Below are 26,625 nucleotides of genomic sequence, written 5' to 3'. Positions count from 1 at the left end.
GCCGGGGGACCGGGGCCGCCGCCGCCGATCCCCCGGCGGCCGCGTGCGCCGCCGTCGGCCACCAGGTCCAGTTCGTCGTCGGAGGCGATCAGCACCGTGGCATGCCGGGCGAGCGGCGTCAGCACGGCGCGTGCCTCGTCGCGGGACCAGAGCTTGGCGCGGTAGTTCACGTCCAGGGAGACGGTGAGCCCCTCGGCGGCGCCGCGGGCGGCGGCGTAATCCACGGCCCGGCGCGCGTCCGGGCTGAGGGCCGGGGTGATGCCGGTCAGGTGCAGCGCCCGGGGCGCGGCGGCGAAGGCCCGGTCCACGTCGTCCCGGTTGAGCGTGGAGCCGGCGGACCCGGCCCGGTAGTAGAACGCCCGGCTGATGTCCGCGGTGCGGCGTTCGAGGAACATCACCCCGGTGCCGCGGGTGTCCTCCACCCGGTGGCGGACGTCGATGCCCTCTCCGCGCAGGCCGCGCAGGATGAATTCACCGTGCGGGTCGGCCCCGACGACGCCGGCCCAGGCCACGCGGTGGCCCAGCCGGGCGACGCCGACCGCCACGTTGGATTCGGCCCCGGCCACGTGCATGCCCAGGCTCCCGCCGGCCGAGAGCGGACCGGCGGAGCGGAGCGAGACCATGGCCTCACCGAGGGTGAGCAGGTCGACGCTCACGGCTGACCCGCGGCGTAGCCTGAGGCTAGTTCCACGAAGGCCCGGGCGCGTTCCCGGACGGGTTCGAGGTCCCCGCCGGAGGCGGCGTCGCCGAACAGCGGCCCGCCCAGGCCCACGCCCACGGCGCCGGCGTCCCAGTAGCTTTCGGCCTCGTTCAGTCCCACGCCGCCCACCGCGATGAAGGGAATGCCGGGGAACGGGTCGCGGACGGCCTTCAGGTAGCCGGGGCCGCCGACGGAGGCGGGGAAGAGTTTCACGGCCGTGGCGCCGCGGTTCATCGCTTCGTAGGACTCGCTGGGGGTGAACGCCCCGGCCAGGACGGGCAGCTCCAGCCGGACCGCTTCCTCGATGGAGGAAGCCAGCGAGGGGGTCACGATGAACTGTCCCCCGGCCTCGGCAACGTCGGCGACGTCGTGTGCGGTCAGGACGGTGCCGGCGCCGACGTAGCAGCCCCCGGGCGCCGCGGCCCGGACCGCCGCGATGGCGCCCAGGGCGTCGGGGGTGGTGAGGGCGATCTCGACGAAGCGGAAGCCCTCCCCGAGGGCGGCGAGGGCCGCGCGGGCGGCCGCTCCGCCGTCGTTGCCGCGCACGATGGCGACCAGGCGGGTGGTGCTGATGCCGCCCAGCAGCGCCGCTGAAGTGAGGGTGGTGTTCACGCTTCCTACCATTCTGCGAAGGCGCCGTCGTTGTGGCGCCAGACCGGGCCGCGCCAGGCGTGGCCGCGCTTGTCCGCGGCACGGACCACGGCCTCGTCGATCTCGATGCCGAGGCCCGGGCCGGTGAGCCGCTCGATGTGGCCGTCGACGAATTTCAGCGGCGTCTTGTCCACCACGTAGTCCAGGACCTCGGCGCCCTGGTTGTAGTGGATGCCGATGCTCTGCTCCTGGATCAGGAAGTTCGGCGTCGCGAACCCCACTTGCAGGCAGGCGGCCAGGGCCAGCGGCCCCAGGGGGCAGTGCGGGGCCAGCTGGACCTCGTAGATTTCGGCCAGCGAGGCGATCTTGCGCACCTCGGTGATGCCGCCGGCGTGGGAGAGGTCCGGCTGGGCCACGGCGATCCCGGCCTGCAGGGCGGGCAGGAATTCCTGCCGGCTGTAGAGCCGCTCGCCGGTGGAGACCGGGGTGGTGGTGGAGGCGGTGAACTCCCGGAGCAGGTGGGTGTTCTCCGGGACCACGGGTTCCTCGAGGAAGAACGGCCGGTACGGTTCCAGCAGCGGCGCCACCCGGCGGGCGTTCGCCAGGCTGAAGCGGCCGTGGAAGTCAACGGCAACGTCGCGGTGCTCGCCCAGGACCTCGCGCGCGGCGGCGACCCGGCGGACGACGCCGTCGAGCTCGGCCACGGAGGCGAGCGGGCTCATCCGTCCGCTCGCGTTCATCTTCACCGCGGTGAGGCCCACCTCCAGCTGCGCGCTGATCTGGTCCGCCACCTCGTTGGGTTCGTCGCCGCCCACCCAGCCGTACATCCGGATCCGGTCCCGGACGTGACCGCCCAGGAGCTGGTGCACGGGGGTGTTGAAGTGCTTGCCGGCGATGTCCCAGAGTGCCTGGTCCAGGCCGGAGACGGCGCTGGCCAGGATGGGTCCGCCGCGGTAGAAGGAGCCCTTGGTCATCACCTGCCAGTGGTCCTCGATCCGCAGCGCGTCCTGGCCGATCAGGACCTCGGAGAGCTGGTCCACGGCGGTGCGGACGGTTTCGCTGCGGCCCTCGCAGGTGGCCTCGCCCCAGCCGACGATGCCGCTCTCGGTCTCGATCCGGACGAAGAGCCAGCGCGGCGCGACGAGGAAGGTTTCGATTCTGCAGATGCGTGTCATTCGTGCCTAGCCCTTGGTGGCCCCGGCCGTGAGGCCGGAAACGATGTATTTCTGCGTGAAGAGCGCAATGATCATGATCGGGATGGTGACCACCGTGGCCGCGGCCATCAGTCCGCCCCAGTCGATGCTGGCGTAGGAGACGAAGTCGAAGATCGCCACCGGCAGGGTCTTGGTCTTGGAGCCGGAGAGCACCAGGGCGAACATGAAGTTGTTCCACGAGAAGATGAAGGACAGGATGCCGGCCGTGGCGATGCCGGAGACGGAGAGCGGCAGGGTGATCCGGCGGAACGCCCCGATCGGGGTGAGGCCGTCCACCTGGGCGGATTCCTCCAGCTCCAGCGGCAGCGAGTCGAAGTAGCTCATCATGATGTAGACGATCAGCGGCAGCGCGACGAACATGTGGCTGAGGATCAGCACCTCGAAGCCGCCCACCATCTTCAGGTTGGAGAAGACGTAGTACCAGGGCACCAGCAGCGAGACGCCGGGGATGACGCGGGCCATCAGGACCACCAGGGCAGAGCGGTGCATGGTGAACCGGCTCATGGCGTAGGCGGCGGGGACGCCGAGCACCAGGGACAGCGCCGTGGAGACGAAGGCCACCCAGAAGCTGTTGAAGATGAAGATGAAGTAGTTGTTCCGCTGCAGCACGTTGGCGTAGTTCTCGCCGGTGGGCGTGAAGACGAAGGACTTGGCCGTGTCGTAGATGTCCACGTTGGTCTTGAAGGAGGCCAGCAGCATCCAGATCAGCGGGGCGATGAGGAAGAGCACGACGGCGATCAGGGCGACGACGCGGAAGACCTTATAGGCGCGGGTGGCCAGCGGCTTGCGGCGGCGGGCGGGACGGGGCGCCGCGGACGGGGCGGGGACGGTGCCGGCCGGGGTCTGGGTGGGGACGGTCATTTGCTTACCGCTTTCTTGCGCATGGTCAGCAGCCACATGGTGCCGATGATGATCATGAAGAACAGGATCAGCACCGCGGAGGAGAGCCCGTACTGGTTGTAGTCGAAGCTCAGGCCGTAGGCGTAGACGTTGAGGGTTTCCACCTCGTGGAAGGATCCGCCGCCCTTGCCCTTGGTGGCGTAGAGGATGTCGAAGGTCTTCAGCGCGTCGATGCCGCGCAGCAGGATGGCGACGATCACGGTCGGCATCATCAGCGGCAGGGTAATGAAGAAGAACCGTTGGAAGGAGTTGGCGCCGTCCATCCGGGCGGCCTCGTCGGGTTCGTCCGAGAGCGAAGTCAGGCCGGCGAGAAGGATCAGCACCACCATGGGCGTCCACTGCCAGATGTCCATGAAGATGGTGGTGCCCAGGGCGGTGTCCTGGCCGGAGAGCCACGGCTGCGGCGGGATGCCGATCATGCCTAGGAGCTGGTTGACGAAGCCGATGTTGGGATCGAAGATCAGGCGCCACATCATGCCGACCGCCACGGGGGTGGCCACCAGCGGGAGCAGGATCGCGACGCGGACCCACTTCTCGCCGCGGAACGGCCGCCAGAGCAGCAGGGCGATGCCCATGCCCAGAACTACTTCGCAGATCAGGGCCACGCCGGTGAAGGAGAGCGTGCGGCCGACGGCGGGCCAGAACCGTTCGACGTCGGAGAGCACCGTGACGTAGTTGTCCAGGCCGATGAACTCCGACGCCGCGCGGACCGAGCCCTGCGAGTCGGTCAGGCTCAGGTACAGGGTCCAGGCCAGCGGGAAGATGATCAGGACGCCGACGAAGATCATCGCCGGGGCGGCGAAGAGCCACTTGCGGTGCCGGTTGGCCCAGGCGGAGAAACTGCGCTGCGGGCCGGCTGAGCGGGCCGGGCCACGGCCGGCGGTCCCCGGCGGCGTGTCGCTGCGGGTGGTGTTCAGAACAGACATGGTTCACCTAAGGAGTCAGGGGGTGAAGGTGGGGCCGGCGTTCCGGCCCGGAGTGGAGCGGTCCCCCGCGGGACGGCCGGAAACCGGCCGTCCCGCAGAGGAGGGAGCGCTACTTCTTTTCGCTGTCCAGGAACTTCTGGAACGCGTCCGACGCCGAGGAGGCCTCGGTGGAGGCATCAGCGCCGGTGATCGTGGCGACGATCGGGGCACCGACGATTTCGCGGGCCTTGCCGACGGTGACAACCTCGGGACGGTCGTGGCCGACGCCGTTCTTGGCGCTGACGGCGATCGCGTCCGCGAGGTCCTTCGGGTAGGTGGAGGTGCCGGCCGGGTCGGCCCAGACCGAGGCGCGCGGGCCGGGGACGCCGGCCTTCTGTGCGGCCAGGGTGCGGTCCTTGCTGGTGGCCCACTGGATGAACTTCCAGGCGTTGTCCTGGTTGCTGGAGGCCTTGTTGATGGCCAGGCCCCACGAGGGGATGTTGTACGGCTTGGAACCGGCCGGGCCGGCGGGGAGGGCGGCGAAGCCCACCTTGTCGGCGACCTTGGACTTGGCCGGGTCGGTGGCGTTCTTGTAGAGCGAGTCGGCCTCGGTGTAGAAGGCAGCCTTGCCCTGGGTGAAGATGGCCATCGCCTCGGGCCAGCTCATGTCGGTGCTGACGTTCTTGGGGCCGGAGTTCTTGATCAGGCCGCCGTAAAAGGAGTAGGCCTTCTTGGCCGCGTCGCTGCCGATGGCGGACTTGCCGTTGGCATCGATGAAGTCGCCGCCGAAGCTGTAGAGGAAGCTGGAGAACTGGGTGACGGCGGCGGACTTGCCGGTGCGGGCCACGAAGCCGGCGGTGTCAGGGTTGGCGGTCGAGATCTTCTGCGCGGCGGCCTGCAGCTCGTCCATGGTCTTGGGAACCTCGATACCGGCGGCCTGCAGCAGGTCCTTGCGGTAGTAGAGGACCTCGCGCTCGGTGATGATCGGGACGCCGACCACCTTGCCGTCGACGGTGGAAGCCTTGACCGGGCCCTCCTGGTAGTCCTTCCAGTCCCAGCCGGCGTCGCCGGTGACCTTGGAGGTCAGGTCCGCGAGGTAGCCGTTCTTGGCGAACGCCTTGCCCTCCTGGAGCGGGCGGTACATCATGACGTCGATCTCGTCGCTGCCGGCGTTGAGCTTGACGTTGTACTGGTCGGAGAGCTGGTCCTCACCGAGCTGGGTGAGTTCGACCTTGAGGCCGGTGGCCTTCTCGAACTCGGGGATCGCGGCCTTGATGCCGTCGGTCCACACGTGGTTGGCCAGGGTGACCCGGACGGTGCCGGCTGCCTTGGCATCGCTGCTGCCGCTGCCACCGCCGCAGGCTGTCAGTCCGAGCGAGAGGGCCGCGGCCACCGCCGCGTATTTCACCATAGAACGCCGCTTCATTACGACTCCCTTGTCTTCAGGGCCGGACCCGGTCCAGCCGTGCGCGGATGCATCTTTACATCTGCTCTGGAGCGATCCTAGTGAAATAAAGCAGACTTAAACAACCCCTTGCGCCCACCCGTATGCTTTATTCATGCAAACCCCAAAGGCGGAGTCTTCAGCTGACCTGCACTCCGTGCTGGTCCAGACGCTGGGCCTCGCCATTGCCGAGGGGACCCTGGCGCCGCACTCAATCCTGCGGCTGGATGAACTCGAGACCAGGCACGGGGTGTCCCGGTCCGTGGTGCGCGAGGCCACCCGGGTGCTCTCGGCCATGGGCATGCTGGAATCCCGCCGCCGGCTCGGCACCGTCGTCCGGCCGGAGGAATGCTGGAACCTCTACGACCCGCAGGTGATCCGGTGGCGCCTGGCCTCGTCGCGCCGGGTGGACCAGCTCCGGGCCCTGAACGAACTGCGCGGCGCCATCGAACCGCAGGCGGCGCGGCTCGCCGCGGAGCGGGCCACCTGGGAGGCCGGCAGCGACCTGGTGGCGCAGGCCGCCCGCCTCTGGGCGGCCGGCCAGCGCGGCAATCAGGACGAGTTCCTCCGCCTGGACATTGAGTTCCACGCCGCCGTGCTCCGGGCCTCGGGCAACCCGATGTTCTCCCAGCTCCACAACCTGGTGGCCGAGGTCCTCACCGGCCGCACCGAGCACGGCCTGATGCCGCACCTGCCCCAGCACGAGGCGCTGCAGCTGCACGTCGACGTCGCCAGCGCCATCCAGCGCGGCGAAATGGACGCCGCCCACGCCGCCATGCGGCGCATTGTGGAGCAGTCCACCGAGGAAATCGGCGACATCTGGTCCAGCAGCCACCAGCAAAACGCCGGCAAGGACGACGCCGCGGCCGCCCCCGGGCCGGGGGCCGCCCCGCAACCGGGGACGGCCGCCGCCCCGTAAGCCGGGAGGCAACCCTGCGCTAGCGGCCGCCGGCGATCTTGCGGCTGCGCTGTTCCCGGGCCATCGGCCCATACGGGTAGACGCCGACGCGGGGCGCGCTGACCTCATCGAGCCGCGCCAGCTCGTCGGCGGAGAGCTCCAGCCCGGCCGCCGCGAGGTTGTCCTCCAACTGCTCCACGCTCCGCGCGCCCAGGATCACCGAGGTGACCGCCGGCTGCTCCGCCAGCCACGCCAGCGCCACCTGGGCGTCGCTGACGTTGTGCCCTTCCGCGATCGCGTGCACGGCGTCGACGATCTCCCAGGTGCGCGGATCCGCGTTGCGTGCCTCCCATGCCTCCATGCCGCGCTTCGGGTTCTCGCCCAGGCGGGTTGCGCCCTGCGGGGCCTGGTCGCGCCGATACTTGCCGGAGAGCCAACCGCCACCCAGCGGCGACCAGGGCAGCAGGCCGATCCCGGCGTCGAGGGAGGCCGGCACGATCTCCGACTCAATCTCGCGCACCAGCAGGCTGTACTGCGGCTGCAGGGTCACCGGCGGGTTCCAGCCGTGGGCGCGGGCCAGGTGCACGGCCTTGGTCAGCTGCCAGCCGAGGAAGTTCGAGAAGCCGTAGTAGCCGATCTTGCCGCTGCGCACGGCGTCGTCGAGGAACCGCAGGGACTCCTCCAGCGGGGTGATCGGGTCCCACGCGTGCAGCTGGTAGAGGTCGATGTGGTCCACGCCCAGCCGGCGCAGCGAATCGTCCAGCGCCCGGGTCAGGTGCCGCCGGGAGGTGCCGACGTCGTTGGGTGCCGCCCCCATCGGGAAGCGGCCCTTGGAGGCGATCACCACCGAGTCCCGCGCGTCCGGACGGGCGGCAAGCCAGCGGCCGATGATTTCCTCCGAGACGCCGGCGGAGTACACGTCGGCGGTGTCGATGAAGTTGCCGCCCGCGGCGACGTAGCGGTCGAGGATCGCGTGCGACTGTTCCTCGGTGGCCTCGGCGCCGAACGTCATGGTCCCGAGGGCGTAGTTGGAGACGACGGCGCCGCTGGCGCCCAGGGTGCGGTAGTCCATGCGGGTCCTCAGTCTTCGGTGGGGGTGGTCTCGAGCGAGTGGTAGTCGCGCCAGCTGTGTTCCGGTTCGTACCCGAGGACGCGGCGGGCCTTGTCGATCGAGAGCATGGTCTCGTGCTCGCCGAGGTCCTTGACCACCTTCACACCGGGGAAGACCTCGGCGGCGAGTTCGGCGCTGGGCCGGCTCATGACGGTGTCGGCGTTGGCGATCACGAAGGCCTCGAAGCCGGGTTCGGTGTAGGCCAGCGCCCGGGCCACGGCCTGTGCGCCGTCGCGGCCGTCGATGTAGCCCCAGAGGTTCCACTTGCGGAGCCGGGCGTCGGCATCGAAGGACGGGAATTCCTCGTAGTCCTCGGCGTCCATGACGTTGGAGAACCGCAGGGCGCTGATGCTCAGGGTGGGGTCCCAGCGGGTCAGCTGGATCGCCATCTGCTCCTCCAGGTGCTTGACCAGGGAGTAGGTGCTCTCCGGGCGGGCGGGGTATTCCTCGTCCACCGGGATGTAGGGCGGGTCGATGTCGAAGGGCAGGCCCAGCACGGTCTCGCTGGAGGCGTAGACGATTTTCTTGATGCCGGCCCGGCGGGCGGCCTGGAAAACGTTGTAGGTGGCCAGCATGTTGTTCTCGAAGGTGGCCGCGTCAGGGGCCAGTCCGGGCGCCGGGATGGCGGCCAGGTGCACGATCGCGTCGAATCCCTCGTGCCGGTCGTCCAGGCCCAGGATCACGTCCACCACGTGGCCGTAGTTGCGCAGGTCAACCCGGGTGAAACCGGGGTCCCGTTCCCCGGTCTGGTCCAGGGCTGTCACCTGGTGGCCGTCGGCCCTAAGCCTGCGGACCACGTGCCGTCCCAGTTTTCCGTTTGCTCCGGTTAGTGCAATTCTCATCGGTTCTCCTCGGTGATCGCGACGCTGCCGTGGCTCCACCCTAGATCGGCCGCGGCCCCGCCGCACACAGGGTCCGCCCAGAGGACAGTGCTACACGCGCTCCTCCCGCGGTGACTTTCGGCCCTAGGCGGCGGCCGGGGCGGCGGCGATCGTGGGGGCATGGGCGCAGATCAGCGGATTGTCGTGGGTGTCGATGGCTCGGAATTCTCGACGACTGCGTTGCGCCTCGCGGGGCGCATGGCCGACGGTCTGGGTGCCCCCCTGGCCGTGGTCACCTGCCTGGGCAGTTCCGACCACTTCTTCGCCTCCCACCTGCCGGAGGAGCGCGCCGCGTCCACCGAAGAGCTGGAGGAGACCGCCAAACGGCTGCTGGAGGAGACGCTGGAGCGGGCCTTCGGCAGCGAGCGCCCGGAGCGGCTGAGCCGTGAGGTGAGGTTCGGCCCCCCGGCGAAGGTGCTGGTCGACGAAAGCGCCGACGCCCAGCTGTTGGTGGTGGGCCGCCGGGGCCGCGGCGGCTTCCTCGCCCAGGTGATGGGATCGGTAAGCGGCGCCTGCGCCGCCCACGCTAAGTGCCCGGTCCTGATCGTGGGCCAGGACGACGCCGCACAGGCCGGGGCTGCCGGGACGGCGTGACGCCCGGGAGGCAACCCATGCAGTCGGCGCGAACCAGCATCGTAGCGGGTCTGGCCCTGATGGGCGTCGGGCTGCTGTGGCTGCTCGACGTCCTCGGGGTGCTGGCGGGCGCCGTCGTGATCCCGCCGCTGATCTTCGCGGCCGTGGGCGTGGCCTTCGCGGTGCTGTTCGTCCGGGACCGGGCCTTCTGGTGGGCGGCGATACCCGGTTCGGTCTTCCTGGGCCTGGCCGCCGTGATCCTGGCCGGCCAGGCCGGCGCGGGCGGCCGGGCCGGCGCCTTCCTGTTCGTCCTCATGGCGGCGGGGTTCGCGGCCGCCTTCCTGCGGGTCCCCGGCTTCTGGTGGGCGCTGATTCCGTGCGGGGTGATGCTGACCCTGGCGGTGGTGGTGGCCCTGCCGGCAGGCCTCCCGGATGCCACCACCGCCGCCGTCTTCTTCCTGGGCCTGGCGGTGACCTTCGCCGTGCTTGCCCTGGTCCCGGTCCACGGGGAACCGGAGTCCGGGGCGTCGCGTGCCGCCGCCGCGGGCGGAACCCCCGTGCGGCAAGTGCGGATGCGGTGGCCGCTGGCGCCGGCGGCCGTACTGGGCGTGCTGGGCCTGGCGTTCCTGGTGCAGGCCGCCGCCGTCCTGGTACCGTCCGCCGTCGTTGTCCCGGCGGTGGTGATCCTCGCCGGCGTCGCGCTGCTCGCCTACGCGGTCCGTGCGCACCGGCACGGGGGCAACCGCCGGCACGGCATCTAGGCCGGGTTCGGCGGGAGGCTGTCCGGCGGGTGCCGCGGGCGGTTAGGATAGTCAGCATGCTTATCAAAGCGTCCTGAGCAGGCCCGACGGAAGGCACCACCATGAGCAGCTACCACCCCGAAAATGACCCGGCCAACCCGGACCCGCCCAAGCCCGGCGGCGGCTCGGCGGACCCGGAGGCCGCGGAGGCGCTGAAGGCCCGGCATGCCGCGGCCCGCGGCGACGGCCAGCCCGATGCCGCGGCGTCCCCGAACCCGGACCCGCTGGAGGGAAACATCACCGGGCTGGAGCCCGGCGGCGGCGTTCCGCCCGGCGAGACTCCCCCGGCGGAGGGCCAGATGAGCCGGGACCAAGGGCACGCCGAGTAGCGGTTTCCAGGCAGGGACTCCGGCCCGGCCCCGGTCCTATGAGCCGGCGTCGGAGCCCTGCACCAGTTCGTCGAGGGCTGCACGGAGCCGGGTGCCGGCGTCGTCCGCCACCTCACGCACCGCATCGCTGTCGCTGAGCTGCACCATGGTCTGCGGGTCGATCGCCTGGACCGTCGTGGCCGGATCCCCCGCCCCGCGGCGGACCACCACGTTGCACGGAAGCAGGGCGCCGAGCTCCGGTTCGGCGGCGAGCGCCTTGCTGGCCAGGTGCGGGTTGCAGGCACCCAGGATCACATAGTCGCCCACGGCCGACGCGGCGTCCTCCCCCAGTTTTGCCGCGAAGGTGTCGCGGACGTTGATCTCGGACAGCACCCCGAAGCCCTGGGCGGCGAGCGCCGCCTTGGTCCTCGCCACTGCTTCTTCCCAGCTGGCCGGCACGACGGCGGTGTAGGTGTACTGCATGCATCACTCCTTGACGGTGGCGGCCCTGGCGGGGGCGAGGTGCTTGCCAAACCAGTCTCTGGCCAGGATGGCCGCGGCGGCAAGGGTTCCGGGTTCCTCGAAGAGGTGCGTGGCCCCCTGGACCACGGCCAGCTGGTTCGGGCAACGCAGCTGGGCCTTGGCCTGGCGGTTCAGTTCCAGGACCTCGGTGTCCAGGCCGCCCACGATCAGCAGCGTCGGGGCGCGCACGGCGGCGAGCCGCGGGCCGGCCAGGTCCGGCCGGCCGCCGCGGGAGACCACGGCCGTGACGCGGGCGAAGGGTTCGGAGGCGGACCACAGCGCCGCCGCCGCGCCGGTGCTGGCCCCGAAGTAGCCCACATCGCACACTGCGGTGTCCTCCCGGGTACCCAGCCATTCCGTGGCGGCCGTAAGCCTGCGGGCGAGCAGCTGGATGTCGAAGACGTTCGCCCGGTCGCGTTCCTCGGCCGGGGTCAGCAGGTCCAGCAGCAGGGTCCCCAGCCCGGCGTGCTGCAGCACCCCGGCCACGAAGCGGTTCCGGGGGCTGTGCCGGCTGCTGCCGCTGCCGTGCGCGAAGACGACGACGGCGCGCGCCGGGACCGGAAGGTGCAGCTGTCCCGCCAGCCGCACGCCGTGGGCCGGGATCTCTACCTCTTCCTCGACCTCCGCCGGTTCCGGTGCCGCGGCCGTGCCCGTGCCCTGATAAGACGGGGCGTCGTGGAGCCGGCGGGCTGCGGCGTCGAGGAGCTGGACCACCTCGTCATCCTCGGTGGGTGAGAAGTCCCGGTAGTGGTAGCCGACGGCGGTGAATTGGCGCGGGGTGGCCAGGCAGATCACCTCGTCGGGCTCCACCAGCCGGGCGAGCGTGTCCGCGGGCGCCACCGGGACGGCCAGGACCACCCGGGCGGCGCCCAGCTGGCGGGCGATTTTGCAGGCGACCCGTGCCGTGGAGCCGGTGGCGATCCCGTCGTCGACGATCACGGCGATCCGGCCGGTCAGGTCCTGGCGGCGCCGGCCCTTGCGGAAGCGGGCCACCCGGTTCTCCAGGACCGCACGCTCGCGGTCCTCGACGGCAAGGAGCTCGTCCTCGCCCACCCGGGACTGGGCCAGGACGTGTTCTTCGAGGACCCGGGCCCCGCCCTCCCCGATCGCTCCCATGGCCAGTTCCGGCTGGTAGGGCAGGCCCAGTTTCCGGACCACGATCACATCCAGCGGGGCGTCCAGGGCCGCGGCCACCTCCGCCGCCACGGGCACGCCGCCGCGGGGAAGTCCCAGCACCACGATTTCCTTGCCCCGCAGGTCCCAGAGGCGCCTCCCCAGCTGCCGCCCGGCGTCGACCCGGTCTTCAAAAATGCTCATGGTCCCGGCTTTCCGATCAGGCGTGCGGCCGCCGGGCGATGCCGGCGGAGCGGGCCGCGGGGGCGGTGGATGCCCGGCCGGGCCGCTTCATCTCACTATCGTTCACGGCTTTCGGGGGCGTGAGGGCCCTTGGACCCGGTTTCGTTTGCGCCGGTTTGCCCTGCCGCGGCGCGGTTCCAGCGGGCCCCGGCGGGCCGCCCCGGGGGTGCTGAAGCGGGCTGCGCGGCGGGCCATGCGGTGGTCCCGGCCGCGGCGCCGGACGCGGGGCAGGACCGGCGCCGGGGGCTGCTGGGCGGTCAGGGCGAAGAACCACTGCTTCGCCAGTTCCACCAGCACCAGGTACACCACGGTCATGCCCAGCAGCGCCAGGAAGAAGGGCACCGGCAGCGGGTCGAATCCCAGCAGCCCGGCCAGCGGGGACAGCGGCAGGAAGATGCCCAGGGCCACGACGCCGAGGGACGCGCCGAGCAGTCCCATGGAGGGCCGGCTGCGGAGGAAGGGAACCCGTCGGGTGCGGATGGCGAAGATGATCAGCGTCTGCGTGGCGATCGACTCGATGAACCAGCCGGCCCTGAACTCCCCCGGGGCGGCGTTGAAGACGAACAGCATCAGGGCGAAGGTCGCGAAGTCGAAGAGGGAGCTGATCGGGCCAAAGAGGAACATGAAGCGCCGGATGAAGCCGATGTTCCAGTGCGCCGGGGCCAGCAGCTGCTCGCGGTCCACCCGGTCCCCCGGGATGGCCAGTTGGCCGGTGTCGTAGAGCAGGTTGTTGAGCAGGATCTGTCCCGGAAGCATCGGCAGGAAGCTCAACACCACCGAGGCCGTCGCGGCACTGAACATGTTGCCGAAGTTGCTGGAGGTCCCCATCAGCACGTACTTGATGGTGTTGGCGAAGATCCTGCGGCCCTCCATCACGCCGTCGGCCAGGACGCCCAGGTCCTTGTCCAGGAGCACGACGTCGGCGGCGTCCTTGGCCACGTCGGTGGCACTGTCCACGGAGATGCCGATGTCCGCCTGGTGCAGCGCGAGCGCGTCGTTGACGCCGTCACCCATGAATCCCACGGCCCCGCCGCTCTGGCGCAGCAGCCGGATGATCCGGGCCTTCTGCTCGGGCGAGACGCGGGCGAAGATGCTGGCCTCGCGGGCGGCGGCGCTCAACTCCGGGTCGGACATGGCCTCGGCCTCGGCGCCGGTGATGGTGCCGCCGGAGAGCACGCCGAGTTCGTCGCAGACCCGCTCGGCCACCTTCGCGTTGTCCCCGGTGGCGATCTTGACCGTGATGCCGAGTGCCTCCAGCCGGTCCAGCGATTCGCGGGCGTTGGCCTTGGGCGGGTCGAGGAAGACCAGGAAGCCGGCCAGCCCCAGCCCGGTTTCGTCGGCGGGGGTGAGGTCTGCCAGCCCGGGCGCCTCCCGGGTGGCCACCGCCACGACGCGGGACCCGGCGTCGAACTCTGCGTCCAGGAGCGCCTGCACCTCGGCCGTGACGGGTCCGCAGAGAGCCAGGACGTCCTCCGGGGATCCCTTTGTGATGATCCGCGGCGTGCCGGCGCCGTCGCGGACCAGCACCGAGGTGCGGCGCCGGACGTGGTCGAAACCGATGATGTCCAGCCGTTCGTGGCCGGCCGGGGTGAAGCCGGCGGCCTGCGGGGACTCCCAGAGCGCGGCGTCCAGCGGGTTCTGGCCGATCACCGAGGCCTTCGCCGCGGTGTAGTCCGCCTCCGTGGCCAGCAGGCCGAGGGTGAACAGCTCCCCGGGGTCCGGCCCGGCGGCCACGGGCAGTGCGGCGGTGAAGGTGATCCGGCCCTCGGTCAGGGTCCCGGTCTTGTCCGTGACCAGGATGTCCATGTCGCCGAGGTCCTCGATGCAGACCAGCCGCTTAACCAGCACGCGGCGGCGGGCCAGCTGCCGGGTACCGGTGGCCAGGCTGGTGCTGACGACGGCGGGCAGCAGCTGCGGGGTGATGCCTACGGCGATCGCCAGGGAGAACAGCAGCGACTCGATCACCGGCCTCTGCAGGAGCAGGTTGGCGGCGAAGATCAGGGTGGTCAGCCCGATCGCGACCTGCAGCAACAGGAAGGAGAAGCGTTTGAGTCCCAGCTGGAATTCCGTCTGCGGCTGCCGCTCCCCCAGTCCCAGGGCGATCCGGCCGAACTCGGCCCGTCCGCCGGTGGCGACCACCACCCCGGTGCAGCTGCCGGACTGGATAACGGTCCCCATGAAGAGGCAGGAGGTCAGGTCGCCCAGGGAGGCCTTCTCCGTCACCGGCGCGGGCGTCTTGGCCACCGGCAGGGACTCGCCGGTGAGGATGCTCTCGTCGCAGAGCAGGTCCTTGGCGGCGAGGAGGCGGAGGTCCGCCGGGATGATGGCGCCCAGGCCCAGCCGGACGACGTCGCCCGGGACCAGGGCGGTAACGTCCAGCTCCGCGGCCGCCCCCTCCCGGACCACGACGGCGGTGTGGGTGACGCGGGAGTGCAGGGCCTCGGCGGCCCGTTCGGCGCGGAATTCGTTGCTGAACCCCAGGCCGACGCTGACCAGGAGGATCACGCCGATCACCAGGGAGTTGGTGGCGTCGCCCAGGAAGAGCGAGAGCCCGGCGGTGATCAGCAGCAGGATCAGGATGGGGCTGCGGAACTGCCGCGCCAGCACCGACCAGGCACTGGCCTCGTGGGTCCGTACCGCGTTGGGACCCACCGCGTCCAGCCGCTCCACGGCCGCAGCCCGGGACAGCCCGTCCGGCCCGGAGCCGAGGGCGGCCAGGACGGCGTCGGGCGCCAGCCGCGCGGCGTCGGTGATGGTCAACGGCGGGGAGGCGGCCTCCCGTAGTTCAAGCTGTGACATGCGGTGTCCGTCCGAGTGCCTGCCAGTTAGGCCTAAGACTACGACCGGCACCGGCACCCGTCATGCGGTTTGGCGGATTTCCCGTCAGCGGTCGGGGCGCCGTCCGCTGCCGGCGGCCGGCCGGATTTGTCGTCGCCAAAAGAGTCCGGCGTCCTGTATATACTTTTTCTCGGTACGGTTTAGCAGAAGGCCGTTGGACGAATTTGGTCCGGCCCTGCCACCGTTCCCACCGTGAACTTGCTCGCCGTGGTGCCGCAGCTGCCGGATCGACACCTCGAGCGAAACGGCATTATCAAACAGTGGCAAGTGATTCATCTGTGGCTTCGATCAGCCAACACCTGAACCAATTCGTGCTCACCAGCGCTGACATGGAAGAGTTCCTCGGCGAATTGGCGAAGGTCTCCGCACGCACCCTCTCCGAGGACGGTGACGAGGTACTTTGCGGCATTACCCTCCTCAGGGAACGCAAGGCTGCCACCGTGGCCAGCAGCAGCGCTGCGGCGCAGGCCATGGACGAGATCCAGTACGGCTTCAGCGACGGCCCGTGCGTCACGGCATCCCGCGAACAGGTCCCGGTTCACATCGAGGACCTGGAAGCGGACGACCGGTGGCCGCAGTGCACGGCGCGGATCCGGGAACACGGCATGCGCTCGATTCTGGCGGTCCCGTTCCTCCTAGACGGCGACACCCGGGCCGCGCTCAACCTGTATTCGCGCCGCCCGCACCGCTTCGACGAGCGGGCCCGCGATCTGGCTCACGGCTTCGTGAACCAGACCTCCATGGCGCTGCGCCTCGCGGTCCGGTTCGCCCACTACAGCGAGAAGGCCAGCAACCTCAAGGCGACCCTGGAGACCCGCACGGGCATCGACGTCGCCGTCGGCATCATCATGGCGCAGAACCGCTGCAGCCAGGCGGAGGCATTCGAGCTGCTCAAGACCGCCTCCAGCACCCGCAACGTCAAGCTGCACACCGTGGCGGCAAGCATCGTCGATTCCCTCGGGCAGGGACCGGCGCGGACGCACTTCGACAGCTAGGCCGGCGGGGCGGCCGCCTCCTCGAGAACGGTCTTCAGGGCCTGTTCATGGGCCAGGATGCGGAAGTGTCCGCCGGTGTCGAGCTGGATATTCCGCGCCCCTGGCAGGACGCTGCCTTCCGGGATATGCGGGTCAAAGAGCCCGTAGATGGAGGTGATCCGCTCGTTGACCCGCTGCTCGCGGGAGAGCTGGAGGGTCACGGCGCTGCGCGGGGAGAGCGCCCGGAGGCTCGGCAGCAACAGATACCCGGCGTAGCGCGAGCCCGAGAACGGCGAGGCCACGGCCACCATGCGGACCAGCCGGCGCTCGGGGTCCAGGGCCATCATGGCGTACTTGCCGATCAGGCCGCCCTTGCTGTGCGCCACGATCAGGGTGTCCGTCAGGTCCCGGTCCCGCAGGTATCCGGCGATCAGTTCGGCGGCCTTCGGCACGGCCAGCCGGTTCCGCTGCAGCACGGTCACCACGTGCACCGGGTGCCCGGCGTCGTGCAGGGTCCGGATCAGCGGCAGCATGAAGCGCCAGTCCTCGAAAATGCCGGGAATGACGAGGACGGGGCGGCCCGTCCCGCTGAGGAATTCATCCGGGCTCACCCGGGAGACGGCGCTTCGCAGTTGGCGGCCGACGGCGTACACGTAGTCCAGCGCCCACCAGCCGGCGACCCGGAGAGGACTGCTCATGCGGCGGGCTCCGCGGCGTTGACGGTTTCGGTCCAACCGGCGAAGCGGAGGATCGCCTCGGCCACTTCGACGGATTTATTGTGCTGGACCACGTGTCCGGTGCCCTCGATCTCGAGGAACGCACCGGCGGCGGCCCCGGCCACCAGGCGGTGGCACCAGTCCCGCGGCGCCACCGGATCGTGCTCGCCGCGGAGCACCAGGACCGGGGCGGACACGTCCATAATCCGGTCCTCCAGGCGGTAGTCCATCATCACCCTGAGGTTTTTCAGGTACCACGCGGGTCCGCAGCGCAGGTAGTCGGTGAAGACGACGGCGTTTGAGGACGGGCTCTCGAAGAACAGGCAGTCCCGGCCCAGGGCCAGCGCTTGCCGGGCCACGGTGCGCCTGCGGTCGTTGACCACGGGCCCCATCAGGACCACGTGCCGGACCCGGGCCGGCTGCTGCACGGCCACCTCCGTGGCGAACTGGGTGCCCATCGAGTGCCCGACGATGACGAAGTCCAGCACTCCCAGCCGCTCCAGCGCGCCGATGATGTAGGTGGCCTGTTCGGCGGCGTTGAGGATGTGGTCCGGTTCCGGTGTGGCCCCGAAGCCCGGCAGGTCGATCGAGTAGGTGTCCACCGTCGCGGCGAGGTTCCGGTGCAGCCGCTCTAGGTAGCGGTGGGAGGCGCCGATTCCGTGGATCAGGACGACGGGGGGCGCTCCCGGCGCAGGCTCCGCGGTGCCCTTGGTTCCGATGCCGCTGCCGGCGGTTCCGGCGTCGTCGGTGTCCGCGGTCCTGCGGGAGGCGAACACGTGGCCCACGTGCCCGGCCACCTCAACCTCGATGCGCACGGGCCTGCTCATGGGGTATCTCGTTTCTTTCGGCGTCCCGTAAGCATACTGACTACACCTGAGCGGGTGCTGGGCGCCGCTTCGACGGTTCCCTGCCCATAAGACGCGCGGAAGCGTCGATCCGGCGCAGAACCGTCGAATCGGGGTTTGCCGCGGGCGGGTCGGTTGCGGCGCCCGCCCCCGGTGGATGCGGCTAGGCCGGGCCGAGGGGGGCCGGGCCGGTGGACGGGGCCGGAGCCGGTTCCTTGAGTTCGACGAAGAGGGCGTGCGTGGCGCTCGCCCCGATGTTCTCACCGGAGTGGGACTGGGCGGGAAGCCACCGCGCCTGCCCGGCGGGGAGCTCGACGGCGGTCTCCCGTCCGTTGGCGGTAAGGCGGCGCCGGAAACTGCTGAGGGTGACCATCACCGAGTCCGGATGCCGGTGCTCCACGGTCTTGTCGCCCGGGGCATCGACGTATTCCAGGACGCGGACCCTCTCATTTTCGAAGACCACCCGGTAGAGGGCAGGGTTGGTCTCCACAGGATCCTGGTTCATGTCCGGACTGTAGCCCCGGACGGCCCCGGGCACCACGGCCTTACTGCCCGGCCGTCCCCGCGGCGCCGCGCCGGTACAGCCACGTCACGGCAGCCGCGGGCCTGTACCGCCGCGGCGGGTCCCTGTAGCGTGGCAGGACGGCCCGGGCCCCCGGTCCGCGCGAGTCATCGGAAAATGCGAGTCATCGGAGGAACACGTGAGCGACAAGCCGGTTGAGCCCGAAGAGATCGTCAGCGACGGAGTGCAAGAGGGCAGCAATCCGGTCCCCCGCGACGAGGAAGGCAACGCCGCCGGCCGGTCCGCCGGCGAGCCTGGGACGGACGGTCAGCAAGACGGCGGCGGGACCCCCGACTCGCGCAAGGTCCCCGGCCCCGCTGAAGAGGACGACGCCGAGACGACGGATGACCGCGGCCTCACGACCGACACCACGCCGGACTAGGTCGCGGGCGGGGCGATGTTGACCAGCCAGTCCACCCCGAACCTGTCCTTACACATCCCGAACATGTCGCCCCATGGCGCCCGGTCAAGCGGGACCGTGACCGATCCGCCGTCAGACAGCTTGTCCCAGTAGCCGCGCAGCTCGGCCTCGTCGGCGCCGCTGAGGGACACGGAGAAGTTGTTGCCGGGCGTGTAGTCCATGCTGTTGGGCGTGTCCGCGCCCATCAGCACCATGCCCGAGTCCGCCGTCAACATGGCGTGCATGATCTTGTGCTGCTCGGCGGGGTCCTCGCTGGCGTGGAAGTCGGCGAAGGTACTCATGGTCAGCTCGCCGCCGAAGACCGACTGGTAGAACGTCATGGCGTCCCTGGCGGTGTCGCGAAAGCCAAGGTAGGGGTTCAGCGTGGTCATAGTTCCGGCCTCCCGGTGCTGGTCTGGTGCTGTTGCTGGTCAGTTGCCCGCGGGTGCCGGACCCCGCGGAGGGACCGGTTCCCGCTGGGTGACATCCTGCCGGATCGAGGTCGCGCTGCACAGGGTCCAAACGCCGCAGGCCGCGTTCCCACCGTAATGGGGACGCGGCCTGCGGCGCGGCTGGGGCTGCCTGCTAGGCGGTCTGGCCGGCGTGCTCGCCCTCGGCGATCTCTTCGATCAGCTTCGCGTTGAAAGCCTCGAGATCGTCCGGGGTCCGGCTGGTGACCAGGCCCTGGTCGACCACGACCTGCTCGTCGGACCAGTTGGCGCCGGCGTTCTTGAGGTCGGTTTCGAGCGTGTAGTACGAGGTCAGGCTGCGGCCGTTGGCCACACCGGCGTCGATCAGCAGCCACGGGCCGTGGCAAATCGAGGCGACCGGCTTGTGCTGTTCGAAGAAGCTGCGGGCGAAGGCCTGGGCTCCCTTGTCGGCACGGAGGTGGTCGGCGTTGACGACGCCGCCGGGGATGACCAGCGCGTGGAAATCGTCGGCGTTGGCCTGGTCGACGGTCAGGTCCACGGTGAACGTCTCACCCTTGTCGGTACCGTCGTAGCCCTGCAGGGTGCCGCTCTTCGGCGACACCAGGGTGGGCTCGCCGCCGGCTTCCTTGACCGCGTTCCAGGGGCCGGTCAGCTCGACCTGCTCGACGCCGTCCGTCAGCAGGAAAGCGACCTTCTTGCCCGAGATGTTGTGTTCCGACATACGTCCTCCTCTAAGCGGTGCGCGTCGCTGGCGGCCTGCCGGCCGCGGTGCCCCGCGCAGAAAGATTGGTGGCTTGCCTTTCCCACTCTAGGAACTTCGAAAATAATAAGCAAGCTGATCATATGATGGGTGTAAGCCGCCCGGAGTCGCCGCCCGGCACACCGGCCCTCTGGACCAGCCCTCTATTCAGCAGGGGCGGGCGGTGGCTACGCTGGCGGGGTCAAACCGGCACCGGAACCGCGGGCTCACCGCAGGAAGCAGGCAATCATGGACGAACGCGACATTCTGCAGCGCATCACCGCCTTGGTGGACGAGGAACGCGGACTCCGGGAGCAGGCCGAGGCGTCCAGCCCGGACCACGACCACGCTCCGGACCGTCTCCGCCTCCAGCAGCTCGAGGAGGACCTGGACCAGTGCTGGGACCTGCTCCGGCAGCGGCGCGCGAAGCGGCAGTACGGGGAGAACCCGGATGAGGCCGAGGCCCGCCCGGTCAGCCAGGTGGAGGGCTACAAGGGCTGACGCGGCGCGGGCGGCCGAGGCGCCCTTGGTTGGCGCGGCGCACTACGTCGGCGCCCGACGGCGGCCGGCACTTTATGGGGGCGGCCAAGGACCAAAGGGCCCCTGATTTTTCGGTGGCACCGGCCTACCATATGGACGGGGGGCACCCGGAAGCGCAGTCGCTTAATGGAGGCCACGATGTTCACTTTTGTCCGCACACTTTTCCCGTCGGCGCAGAAGGAGTCCGTGGCCGCCCCGCCGGGCCCCCCCCGCCGCTCCCGGCCCTGGGCAGCGGCCGCCGCCGTCGTCGTCGCGCTCGGAGCGGCGACTCTGGGCGGCTCCCCGGCCTCCGCGGCCGCACCCACTCAAAGCTTCATCGTGGTCCTCAAGGACGGCACCGGCGACGCCGGGGCAATCGCGGCCGCGCACCGGAGCAGTTTCGGAGTCACCACCGCCACCGTCTACCGCAACGCCGTCAGCGGCTATGCCGGCACCATGACCCAAGCCCAGGCGGCCCAGGTGGCCAAGGATCCGCGCGTGGACTTCGTCACCGCGGACCGGCGCTTCGGCCAGCCGGACGAACCGAAACCGGCCGGGTCGCAGGTGGCGCCGGCGTGGTGGCAGCGCATCGGCGGCGACCCCGAGGAGGCCCAGGAATCGGCCCGGGCCAACCCGGCCCGCGACAAAGGCACCGGCGTGAACGTGGCCGTGATCGACAGCGGCATCGACGGCAACCACCCGGACCTGAACGTCCGCGGCGGCGTCGACTGCACCTCGGGCCAGCCCGTCACAGTCACCCCCATCGACAAGCTGGGCCACGGCACGGCCGTGGCCGGCGTCATCGGCGCCCGCAACAACAACCTCGGAATCATCGGCACGGCGCCCGGCACCCCGCTCTGGTCGGTCCGGGTAGTGACGGACGACGACGTCATCACCGAGGCGAGCCTCATCTGCGCGATCGACTGGGTCACCTCCACCCGCCGCGATGATGACCCGACCAACGACATCTCCGTGGCGAACATCAGCATCGGCGGCCCCGGCTCTGACACGGCCAACTGCGGCAAGGGCACCGACCCGATGCACTACGCCATCTGCCGCTCGATCCGCGCCGGCGTCACCTACGCTGTGGCCGCGGGGAACGAGTCCTCCAACCTGGCCGGCACCGTTCCGGCCAGCTACCACGAGGTCCTCACGGCCACCGCGATCGCCGACTTTGACGGACAGCCGGGCGGACTCGCAGGCACCGTCTGCGGGACGGTGGACTTCGGCATCTTCGGCCAGAAGGACGACGCCCCGGCCTTCTTCTCCAACTACGCGGTAGCCGCCAAGGAGCGCCGCCATACAATGGCGGCGCCTGGGGTCTGCGTCCTCTCCACAGCACCCGGGGGCTACGGAATCAACCACGGAACCAGCTTCGCCAGCCCCGCCGTGGCCGGCGCCGTCGCCCTCTGCATCAGCGACGGGGCCTGCCATGGTTCCGGGGCCGAGGTGGGCGAGCAATTCCTGGACCACATCGAGGCGTACAACCACCGGCACCGGGACTTCGGCTTCACCGGCGACCCGCTCCGGCCCGTCGATTCCAAGTATTACGGCTACCTGACGGAGATCGCCCGCTTCTGAGTCTGCGCCGCCCGCTCCGGTTGCCTCTTGTCGCACCCGTTTCGACGGTTCCCTGCAGTTTCGACGCTTCCAAACGTCGAGCCGGCAGGGAACCGTCGAATCGGCGCGCGTGAGCCCTCGTTAACATCCCCGAAACATGCCCGTTAACGCCCCGACACGAAAGCCCGAATCCTGTAACTTTCCCGCAACGCAGAGCCCGACTGCCTGAAACACTCCGACGCGAGGATTAAACCCGGTTGGGGGCCGGCGGCGAAGTGTCCCGGTACGACGGTTGACGAAGGGACACGCAGGTGCAGCTCACCGCGGGAAGCGTCTGGATCATCATCTCTGCAGCCCTCGCGCTGCTCATGACCCCGGCCCTGGGCCTGTTCTACGGCGGCATGACCCGCGCCAAGGCCTCCTTGAACATGATCATGATGAGCTTCATCTCGGCGGGCATCGTCGGCGTCGTCTGGGTCCTCTGGGGCTACTCGATGTCCACCGGCCAGGGCGTGCTGGGCATCTTCGGAGACCCGTTCGCCAACGCTGGTCTCTCCCGGCTGATCGGCTCCCCGGACCTGATCAAGGCCGGTTTCAGCGCCACCTTCGCCATCATCACCGTCGCCCTCATCAGCGGGGCCATCGCCGACCGCACCAAATTCTCCGCCTGGGCCCTCTTCGTCCCGGTGTGGGTCACCGCCGTCTACTGCCCGCTGGCGTACATGGTCTGGGGCGGCGGGCTGATGAGCCCCGGCGGGGCCGTCAGCAAGATCTTCGGCCAGGTCATCGACTTCGCCGGCGGCACCGTCGTCGAGATCGCCTCCGGCACCGCAGCCCTGGTCATGGTCCTGATCGTCGGCAACCGCCACGGTTTCGCGAAGGACCCCTCGCACCGCCCGCACAACATCCCCTTCATCATGCTGGGCGCCGGTATCCTGTGGTTCGGCTGGTTCGGCTTCAACGCCGGCGCCGCCACCACCGTGGAACAGGCCGGCCTGATCTGGGTCAACACCCTCGCCGCCCCGGCCGCCGCCATGCTCAGCTGGCTCGCCGTCGAGAAGGTCCGCCACGGCCACCCCACCTCGCTCGGCGCCGCGTCCGGCGTCGTCGCGGGCCTGGTGGCCATCACGCCGTCGTGCGCCAACGTCAGCCCGCTCGCCGCCGTCGGCCTGGGCCTGCTGGCCGGCGCCGCCTGCTGCGTCTTCGTGGACCTGAAATTCCGCTTCGGCTTCGATGACTCGCTCGACGTCGTCGGCGTCCACCTCGGCGGCGGCCTGATCGGCACACTGGCCCTGGGCTTCATCGCCCTGCCCGTGGACGGCCAGGGCGGCGGGCTGTTCTACGGCGGCGGACTGCAGCAGCTGGTCGCCCAGACGGTTGCCGTGCTGATCACCGTGCTGCTCTCGGCACTGGCGACGGCGGTCATCGGCCTGGCCATCCAAAAGACGATCGGTTTCCGGGTCAGCCACGAGGCCGAGGTGGCCGGTGTCGACCGCTCCGAGCACGCCGAGACCGCCTACGAGTTCGACGGCCTGGCACACAGCCGCTTCAACCCCTTCGGCCACCACGGCCTCCCCCACCCGGTGCACGAGGCGGCTCCGGCGGACCGCCAACGGACCGGGGAACCGGCAGAAGAACACGGTCGTGTCAAAGAGTCCGTCACGGCGGGCAACACCGCCTGAGGACCGGCCCGCGCCGCGGTGAGCGCCTGACAGAATGAGCCTATGGACATAGCCCTCGGTTTGCTGGTGCTCGTAGCGGTTGTCTGCGCCGGAAGCGCCCTGGGCCGGAAGCTGGACATCTCCGTCCCGTTGCTGCTGGTCCTGGCCGGCGTCGCGGGATCCTTCATTCCCTTCGTCCCGGACATAGAGCTGAATCCCGAAATGGTTCTGGTGGGCCTGCTGCCGCCGCTGCTCTACGCGGCGGCGCTGCGCACCTCGCTGTTCGACTTCGGTTCCAACCGCCGCGCCATCGGCCTGCTCTCGGTGGGCTACGTGATCTTCGGAACCATCGCCGTGGGTCTGGTGGTCTGGTGGCTGTTCCCGGAAATCCCGCTCGCGGCGGCGATCGCCCTCGGCGCCGTCGTCGCCCCGCCGGACGCCGTGGCCGCCACCGCGATCGCCCGCAAGGTGGGCATGCCGCGCCGCATCGTGACCATCCTCGAGGGCGAGTCACTGGTCAACGACGCCACCGCCCTGGTCTGCCTGCGCAGCGCCATCGCCGCCATCGCCGGAACCGTCTCGGCGGCCGGCATCGCGGGGGGCTTCGTGCTCGCCGCGGGCGGCGGCCTGGTGGTGGGCCTGGCCGCGGCCTACGTGCTGACCATGCTGCGCAAGCGGATCCGCAACGTCGCGATCAACACCTCGACGTCGTTGATGGCCCCGTTCGTCGCCTACCTGCCGGCCGAGGCCATCCACGCCTCCGGGGTCCTCGCCGTCGTCGTCACCGGACTGGTGATGGGGATGAAGGCGCCGTCCATGCCCAACGGCGCGGCCCGGCTCAGCCAGCGCAGCAACTGGAACACCGTGCAGTTCCTGCTGGAGAACTCCGTCTTCCTGCTGATCGGGCTGCAGGTCCGGACCATCATCGAGGGCGTCCAGGACGATTCGCTCGGCGCGGGCCGGATCTGGGCCGGGTGCGCCGTGATCCTGCTGGCGGTGCTGGTGCTGCGGCCGGTCTGGGTCTTCCCCGCAACCTACCTGCCGCGGCTGATTCCCAGCATCAAGCGCAAGGACCCTGCCCCGCCCTGGCAATTCGCCGCAATCGTGTCCTGGGCGGGCATGCGCGGCGTGGTGACCCTCGCCGCGGTGCTGGTGCTGCCGGCAGACCTGGAACACCGCTCCGTGCTGATCCTCGCGGCCTTGGTGGTGGTGGGTGGCACCCTGACCCTGCAGGGCTTCACGTTGCCCCCGCTGGTGCGGTGGCTGCGGGTACAGGGCCCGGACCGGCGCGAGGACGCCCTCAACCAGGCGTCCCTGATGCAGCTGGCGACGGCTGCGGGTGTGGAGCGGTTGCAGGAACTGCGCACCGACAACGACCCGCCCGAAGTGATGGCGATGCTGAAGCGGCGCACCCAGGAGCGCGGCCTGGCAGCGTGGGAGCGCCTGGGCCGGCCCACCTCCGAGGCCGCCACCCCCAGCCAGCGCTATGCGGAGCTGCGCCTGGCCATGCTGGAGGCGGAACGGGCCAAGGTGCTGGAGCTTAGGCGCGGCGGGGAGTACGCCCACGAGGTGCTCAGCGAGGTCCTGGACCGGCTGGACGTCGAGGAATCGATGCTGGATATCTCCCTCGATGAGCTGGACACGGCCGGGGACGGCGGCGGCGAGGGCCTCGCGCAGCCCGGCGGCGCCTGCGGGCACCTGGAATCCGCCCCGGACCGCGAGGTCCCCGAGGACCCCTTCTGCGCCGAATGCCGGCGGGAGGGCACGACGCCGGTCCACCTCAGGATGTGCCTGGCGTGCGGAAACGTCGCCTGTTGCGATTCCTCCCCCGGCACCCACGCCACGAAGCACTACCGCTCTACCGGCCATCCCGTGATGCGCAGCGCCGAACCCGGCGAGGAGTGGCGCTGGTGCTACGAGGACGACCTGCTGGGCTAGGCACCGCTTCGCTTGCACCGGCCGGGGCCAACTGCAGACGGATCCCGGCGCCGGCACGTGCCTGCCGGTGGTACCCGGGCGTACCCTCGGAGCTGTGGACATCGTTGAATTCCTGTCCCAACGGATCGGCGAGGACGAGGCCGCGGCCAAATCGCTGCTGACCGACAGGACCCTCTCCAAGTCCGGCGAATGGTACGAACAGCGGCTGCTGCTCGAGTGCGAGGCCAAACGGCGGCTGATCCAGGTGGTGGAGGCCGCCCGGCAATCCGCCCTGACGGCCATGGTCACCGAATCGGTTGACGGGGGCTCCGGGGACGGCGGCTGGGCGCCCCGGTCACTGGACTGGATGGAACGGTCGCTGCGGGCGGTGGCGCTGCCCTACGTCGACCACCCCGACTTCAACGAGGACTGGCTGAGGCTCTGACGCGCCGGCCGTCAGGCCACTGGCGTTCGTCCGGGCACGGAAAGCTCCGCGCAGAGCGAACGGCCCGCACTCCACGAAATATCCCGGGACCCCGGGCCGTTGCCCCCACTATGACAACTATTGGAATCATCGGTGCAGGTCACATTGGCAGCCAGGTCGCCCGCAAGGCGGTCGAACTCGGCTACGACGTCGTCATCAGCAACTCCCGCGGACCCGAGACGCTGGGCGACCTCGTCGCGGAACTGGGCCCGAAGGCCCGCGCGGCCACGGCCGCCGAAGCCGCCGCGGCAGGCGACTTCGCCGTCGTCACCGTCCCGCTGAAGAACATCGGCGACATCCCGGCGGAACCGCTGGCCGGGAAGATCGTGGTGGACACCAACAACTACTACTGGGAGCGCGACGGCCGCATCGCCGCGCTGGATAATGGCGAGGCCACCACCTCCGGCATGCTGCAGGACCTCCTGCCGCAGTCCAAGGTGGCCAAGGGCTTCAACCACATCATGTACACCCAGATCACCACAGACGGCACCCCGGCCGGCACCGAGAACCGCCGGGCGCTGGCCACCGCCAGTGACTACCCGGAGGCCGCGGAACTGGTCACCCGGCTGTACGACGAGTTCGGTTTCGACACCGTCAACATCGGCCCGCTCTCCGAGAGCTGGCGCGTGGAACGCGACCGCCCCGCCTACGGCAGCCGCCAAAACTCCGAGGAACTGCGCGAGAACCTGGCCAAGGCGCCCCGCACCCTCTAGCCGAGCTCTCCGGCGCTACCCCCCGGACCGCCGGCGCCCCCCCCGGCGCCCGCGGTCCGGCTC

The 26,625-nt window shown here is 70.1% G+C and carries 28 protein-coding genes; 12 read left to right on the top strand and 16 right to left on the bottom strand.

The window, feature by feature from the left end; all coding sequences use genetic code 11:
- The 6 genes from AB0305_RS17110 to AB0305_RS17085 all read right to left on the bottom strand — a co-directional run.
- A partial coding sequence (locus AB0305_RS17110) for a sugar kinase (protein WP_366173479.1) occupies positions 1 to 656 on the bottom strand: 656 nt, incomplete at its 3' end.
- Positions 653 to 1,312: a bifunctional 4-hydroxy-2-oxoglutarate aldolase/2-dehydro-3-deoxy-phosphogluconate aldolase gene (locus tag AB0305_RS17105; RefSeq protein ID WP_364133935.1), complete on the bottom strand. Its 660-nt coding sequence runs from the start codon at positions 1,310 to 1,312 to the stop codon at positions 653 to 655. The genes AB0305_RS17105 and AB0305_RS17110, both read right to left, overlap by 4 nt.
- 5 nt (positions 1,313 to 1,317) lie before the next feature.
- Positions 1,318 to 2,466 carry a galactonate dehydratase gene (gene dgoD / locus AB0305_RS17100; RefSeq protein WP_364133938.1) on the bottom strand — a complete coding sequence of 383 codons (1,149 nt, stop codon included), beginning with the start codon at positions 2,464 to 2,466 and terminating at the stop codon, positions 1,318 to 1,320.
- A gap of 6 nt (positions 2,467 to 2,472) precedes the next feature.
- The gene (locus AB0305_RS17095) at positions 2,473 to 3,366 is read right to left on the bottom strand and encodes a carbohydrate ABC transporter permease (protein ID WP_290256195.1); all 894 of its coding nucleotides are present in this window, start codon (positions 3,364 to 3,366) and stop codon (positions 2,473 to 2,475) included.
- The gene (locus AB0305_RS17090; protein WP_364133941.1) at positions 3,363 to 4,331 is read right to left on the bottom strand and encodes a sugar ABC transporter permease; all 969 of its coding nucleotides are present in this window, start codon (positions 4,329 to 4,331) and stop codon (positions 3,363 to 3,365) included. Before AB0305_RS17090 ends, AB0305_RS17095 begins: the two co-directional genes overlap by 4 nt.
- A 109-nt stretch (positions 4,332 to 4,440) precedes the next feature.
- Complete coding sequence (locus tag AB0305_RS17085) at positions 4,441 to 5,736, bottom strand: sugar ABC transporter substrate-binding protein (RefSeq protein ID WP_364133944.1); 1,296 nt, start codon at positions 5,734 to 5,736, stop codon at positions 4,441 to 4,443.
- Between the two features lie 133 nt (positions 5,737 to 5,869).
- Between AB0305_RS17085 and AB0305_RS17080 the strand changes: the two genes are divergently transcribed.
- Complete coding sequence (locus AB0305_RS17080) at positions 5,870 to 6,673, top strand: FCD domain-containing protein (RefSeq protein WP_364133947.1); 804 nt, start codon at positions 5,870 to 5,872, stop codon at positions 6,671 to 6,673.
- Positions 6,674 to 6,692: 19 nt separating this feature from the next.
- On the opposite strand, the gene AB0305_RS17075 is transcribed toward AB0305_RS17080, so the two are convergent.
- Together AB0305_RS17075 and AB0305_RS17070 are read right to left on the bottom strand one after the other, a co-directional pair.
- A complete protein-coding gene (locus AB0305_RS17075) occupies positions 6,693 to 7,724 on the bottom strand; it encodes an aldo/keto reductase (protein WP_364133950.1) in 1,032 nt (343 codons plus the stop codon).
- Positions 7,725 to 7,732: 8 nt separating this feature from the next.
- Complete coding sequence (locus tag AB0305_RS17070; RefSeq protein ID WP_290256200.1) at positions 7,733 to 8,605, bottom strand: NAD(P)-dependent oxidoreductase; 873 nt, start codon at positions 8,603 to 8,605, stop codon at positions 7,733 to 7,735.
- A 159-nt stretch (positions 8,606 to 8,764) separates the two neighbouring features.
- Here AB0305_RS17070 and AB0305_RS17065 point away from each other — a divergent pair, with 159 nt between their 5' ends.
- The 3 genes from AB0305_RS17065 (at position 8,765) to AB0305_RS17055 (ending at position 10,346) form a co-directional block, all read left to right on the top strand.
- Positions 8,765 to 9,238 (top strand): universal stress protein, encoded by a 474-nt coding sequence (locus AB0305_RS17065; RefSeq protein ID WP_364133953.1) that lies wholly within the window; start codon positions 8,765 to 8,767, stop codon positions 9,236 to 9,238.
- Between the two features lie 17 nt (positions 9,239 to 9,255).
- Positions 9,256 to 9,978: a hypothetical protein gene (locus tag AB0305_RS17060; protein WP_364133955.1), complete on the top strand. Its 723-nt coding sequence runs from the start codon at positions 9,256 to 9,258 to the stop codon at positions 9,976 to 9,978.
- Positions 9,979 to 10,079: 101 nt separating this feature from the next.
- Complete coding sequence (locus AB0305_RS17055; RefSeq protein WP_290256203.1) at positions 10,080 to 10,346, top strand: DUF6480 family protein; 267 nt, start codon at positions 10,080 to 10,082, stop codon at positions 10,344 to 10,346.
- A 36-nt stretch (positions 10,347 to 10,382) separates the two neighbouring features.
- Here AB0305_RS17055 and AB0305_RS17050 read toward each other — a convergent pair whose 3' ends face one another.
- The 3 genes from AB0305_RS17050 to mgtA form a co-directional block, all read right to left on the bottom strand.
- On the bottom strand, positions 10,383 to 10,808 hold the full coding sequence (locus AB0305_RS17050) for a DUF302 domain-containing protein (RefSeq protein ID WP_364133958.1): 426 nt from the start codon (positions 10,806 to 10,808) through the stop codon (positions 10,383 to 10,385).
- Between the two features lie 3 nt (positions 10,809 to 10,811).
- Positions 10,812 to 12,164 carry a phosphoribosyltransferase family protein gene (locus AB0305_RS17045; protein WP_364133961.1) on the bottom strand — a complete coding sequence of 451 codons (1,353 nt, stop codon included), beginning with the start codon at positions 12,162 to 12,164 and terminating at the stop codon, positions 10,812 to 10,814.
- Between the two features lie 102 nt (positions 12,165 to 12,266).
- Positions 12,267 to 15,002 (bottom strand): magnesium-translocating P-type ATPase, encoded by a 2,736-nt coding sequence (gene mgtA / locus AB0305_RS17040; protein WP_364133964.1) that lies wholly within the window; start codon positions 15,000 to 15,002, stop codon positions 12,267 to 12,269.
- A 299-nt stretch (positions 15,003 to 15,301) separates the two neighbouring features.
- On the opposite strand from mgtA, the gene AB0305_RS17035 reads away from it, so the two are divergent.
- Complete coding sequence (locus AB0305_RS17035) at positions 15,302 to 16,036, top strand: GAF and ANTAR domain-containing protein (protein WP_364133967.1); 735 nt, start codon at positions 15,302 to 15,304, stop codon at positions 16,034 to 16,036.
- Here AB0305_RS17035 and AB0305_RS17030 read toward each other — a convergent pair.
- The 3 genes from AB0305_RS17030 to AB0305_RS17020 form a co-directional block, all read right to left on the bottom strand.
- A complete protein-coding gene (locus AB0305_RS17030) occupies positions 16,033 to 16,713 on the bottom strand; it encodes an alpha/beta hydrolase (protein ID WP_364133970.1) in 681 nt (226 codons plus the stop codon). The genes AB0305_RS17035 and AB0305_RS17030 overlap by 4 nt on opposite strands.
- On the bottom strand, positions 16,710 to 17,558 hold the full coding sequence (locus tag AB0305_RS17025; protein ID WP_364133973.1) for an alpha/beta hydrolase: 849 nt from the start codon (positions 17,556 to 17,558) through the stop codon (positions 16,710 to 16,712). The genes AB0305_RS17030 and AB0305_RS17025 overlap by 4 nt, the downstream gene beginning before the upstream one ends.
- Positions 17,559 to 17,739: 181 nt before the next feature.
- Complete coding sequence (locus tag AB0305_RS17020) at positions 17,740 to 18,081, bottom strand: cytoplasmic protein (RefSeq protein ID WP_364133976.1); 342 nt, start codon at positions 18,079 to 18,081, stop codon at positions 17,740 to 17,742.
- A gap of 196 nt (positions 18,082 to 18,277) precedes the next feature.
- Here AB0305_RS17020 and AB0305_RS17015 point away from each other — a divergent pair, with 196 nt between their 5' ends.
- Positions 18,278 to 18,520: a hypothetical protein gene (locus AB0305_RS17015; protein WP_364133979.1), complete on the top strand. Its 243-nt coding sequence runs from the start codon at positions 18,278 to 18,280 to the stop codon at positions 18,518 to 18,520.
- Here AB0305_RS17015 and AB0305_RS17010 read toward each other — a convergent pair.
- Together AB0305_RS17010 and AB0305_RS17005 are read right to left on the bottom strand one after the other, a co-directional pair.
- On the bottom strand, positions 18,517 to 18,930 hold the full coding sequence (locus AB0305_RS17010) for a VOC family protein (RefSeq protein WP_364133982.1): 414 nt from the start codon (positions 18,928 to 18,930) through the stop codon (positions 18,517 to 18,519). The genes AB0305_RS17015 and AB0305_RS17010 overlap by 4 nt on opposite strands.
- A gap of 193 nt (positions 18,931 to 19,123) precedes the next feature.
- On the bottom strand, positions 19,124 to 19,690 hold the full coding sequence (locus tag AB0305_RS17005; protein ID WP_364133985.1) for a type 1 glutamine amidotransferase domain-containing protein: 567 nt from the start codon (positions 19,688 to 19,690) through the stop codon (positions 19,124 to 19,126).
- A gap of 267 nt (positions 19,691 to 19,957) precedes the next feature.
- On the opposite strand from AB0305_RS17005, the gene AB0305_RS17000 reads away from it, so the two are divergent.
- The 6 genes from AB0305_RS17000 to AB0305_RS16975 all read left to right on the top strand — a co-directional run bounded on the left by AB0305_RS17000 (position 19,958) and on the right by AB0305_RS16975 (position 26,562).
- On the top strand, positions 19,958 to 20,209 hold the full coding sequence (locus AB0305_RS17000; protein WP_290256214.1) for a DUF2630 family protein: 252 nt from the start codon (positions 19,958 to 19,960) through the stop codon (positions 20,207 to 20,209).
- Positions 20,210 to 20,386: 177 nt separating this feature from the next.
- A complete protein-coding gene (locus AB0305_RS16995) occupies positions 20,387 to 21,808 on the top strand; it encodes a S8 family serine peptidase (RefSeq protein WP_364133988.1) in 1,422 nt (473 codons plus the stop codon).
- 290 nt (positions 21,809 to 22,098) lie between these two features.
- Entirely contained in the window at positions 22,099 to 23,469 is a 1,371-nt protein-coding gene (locus AB0305_RS16990) for an ammonium transporter (protein ID WP_364133991.1), read from the top strand.
- A gap of 42 nt (positions 23,470 to 23,511) precedes the next feature.
- Complete coding sequence (locus AB0305_RS16985) at positions 23,512 to 25,386, top strand: Na+/H+ antiporter (protein ID WP_290256217.1); 1,875 nt, start codon at positions 23,512 to 23,514, stop codon at positions 25,384 to 25,386.
- 94 nt (positions 25,387 to 25,480) lie between these two features.
- Complete coding sequence (locus AB0305_RS16980) at positions 25,481 to 25,810, top strand: DUF6221 family protein (protein ID WP_290256218.1); 330 nt, start codon at positions 25,481 to 25,483, stop codon at positions 25,808 to 25,810.
- 110 nt (positions 25,811 to 25,920) lie between these two features.
- Positions 25,921 to 26,562: an NAD(P)-binding domain-containing protein gene (locus tag AB0305_RS16975; RefSeq protein ID WP_364133995.1), complete on the top strand. Its 642-nt coding sequence runs from the start codon at positions 25,921 to 25,923 to the stop codon at positions 26,560 to 26,562.
- Positions 26,563 to 26,625 lie beyond the last annotated feature (63 nt).

The organism is Arthrobacter sp. NPDC080086 (genome assembly GCF_040702285.1).
This window is presented reverse-complemented; position numbering and strand designations above follow the sequence as displayed.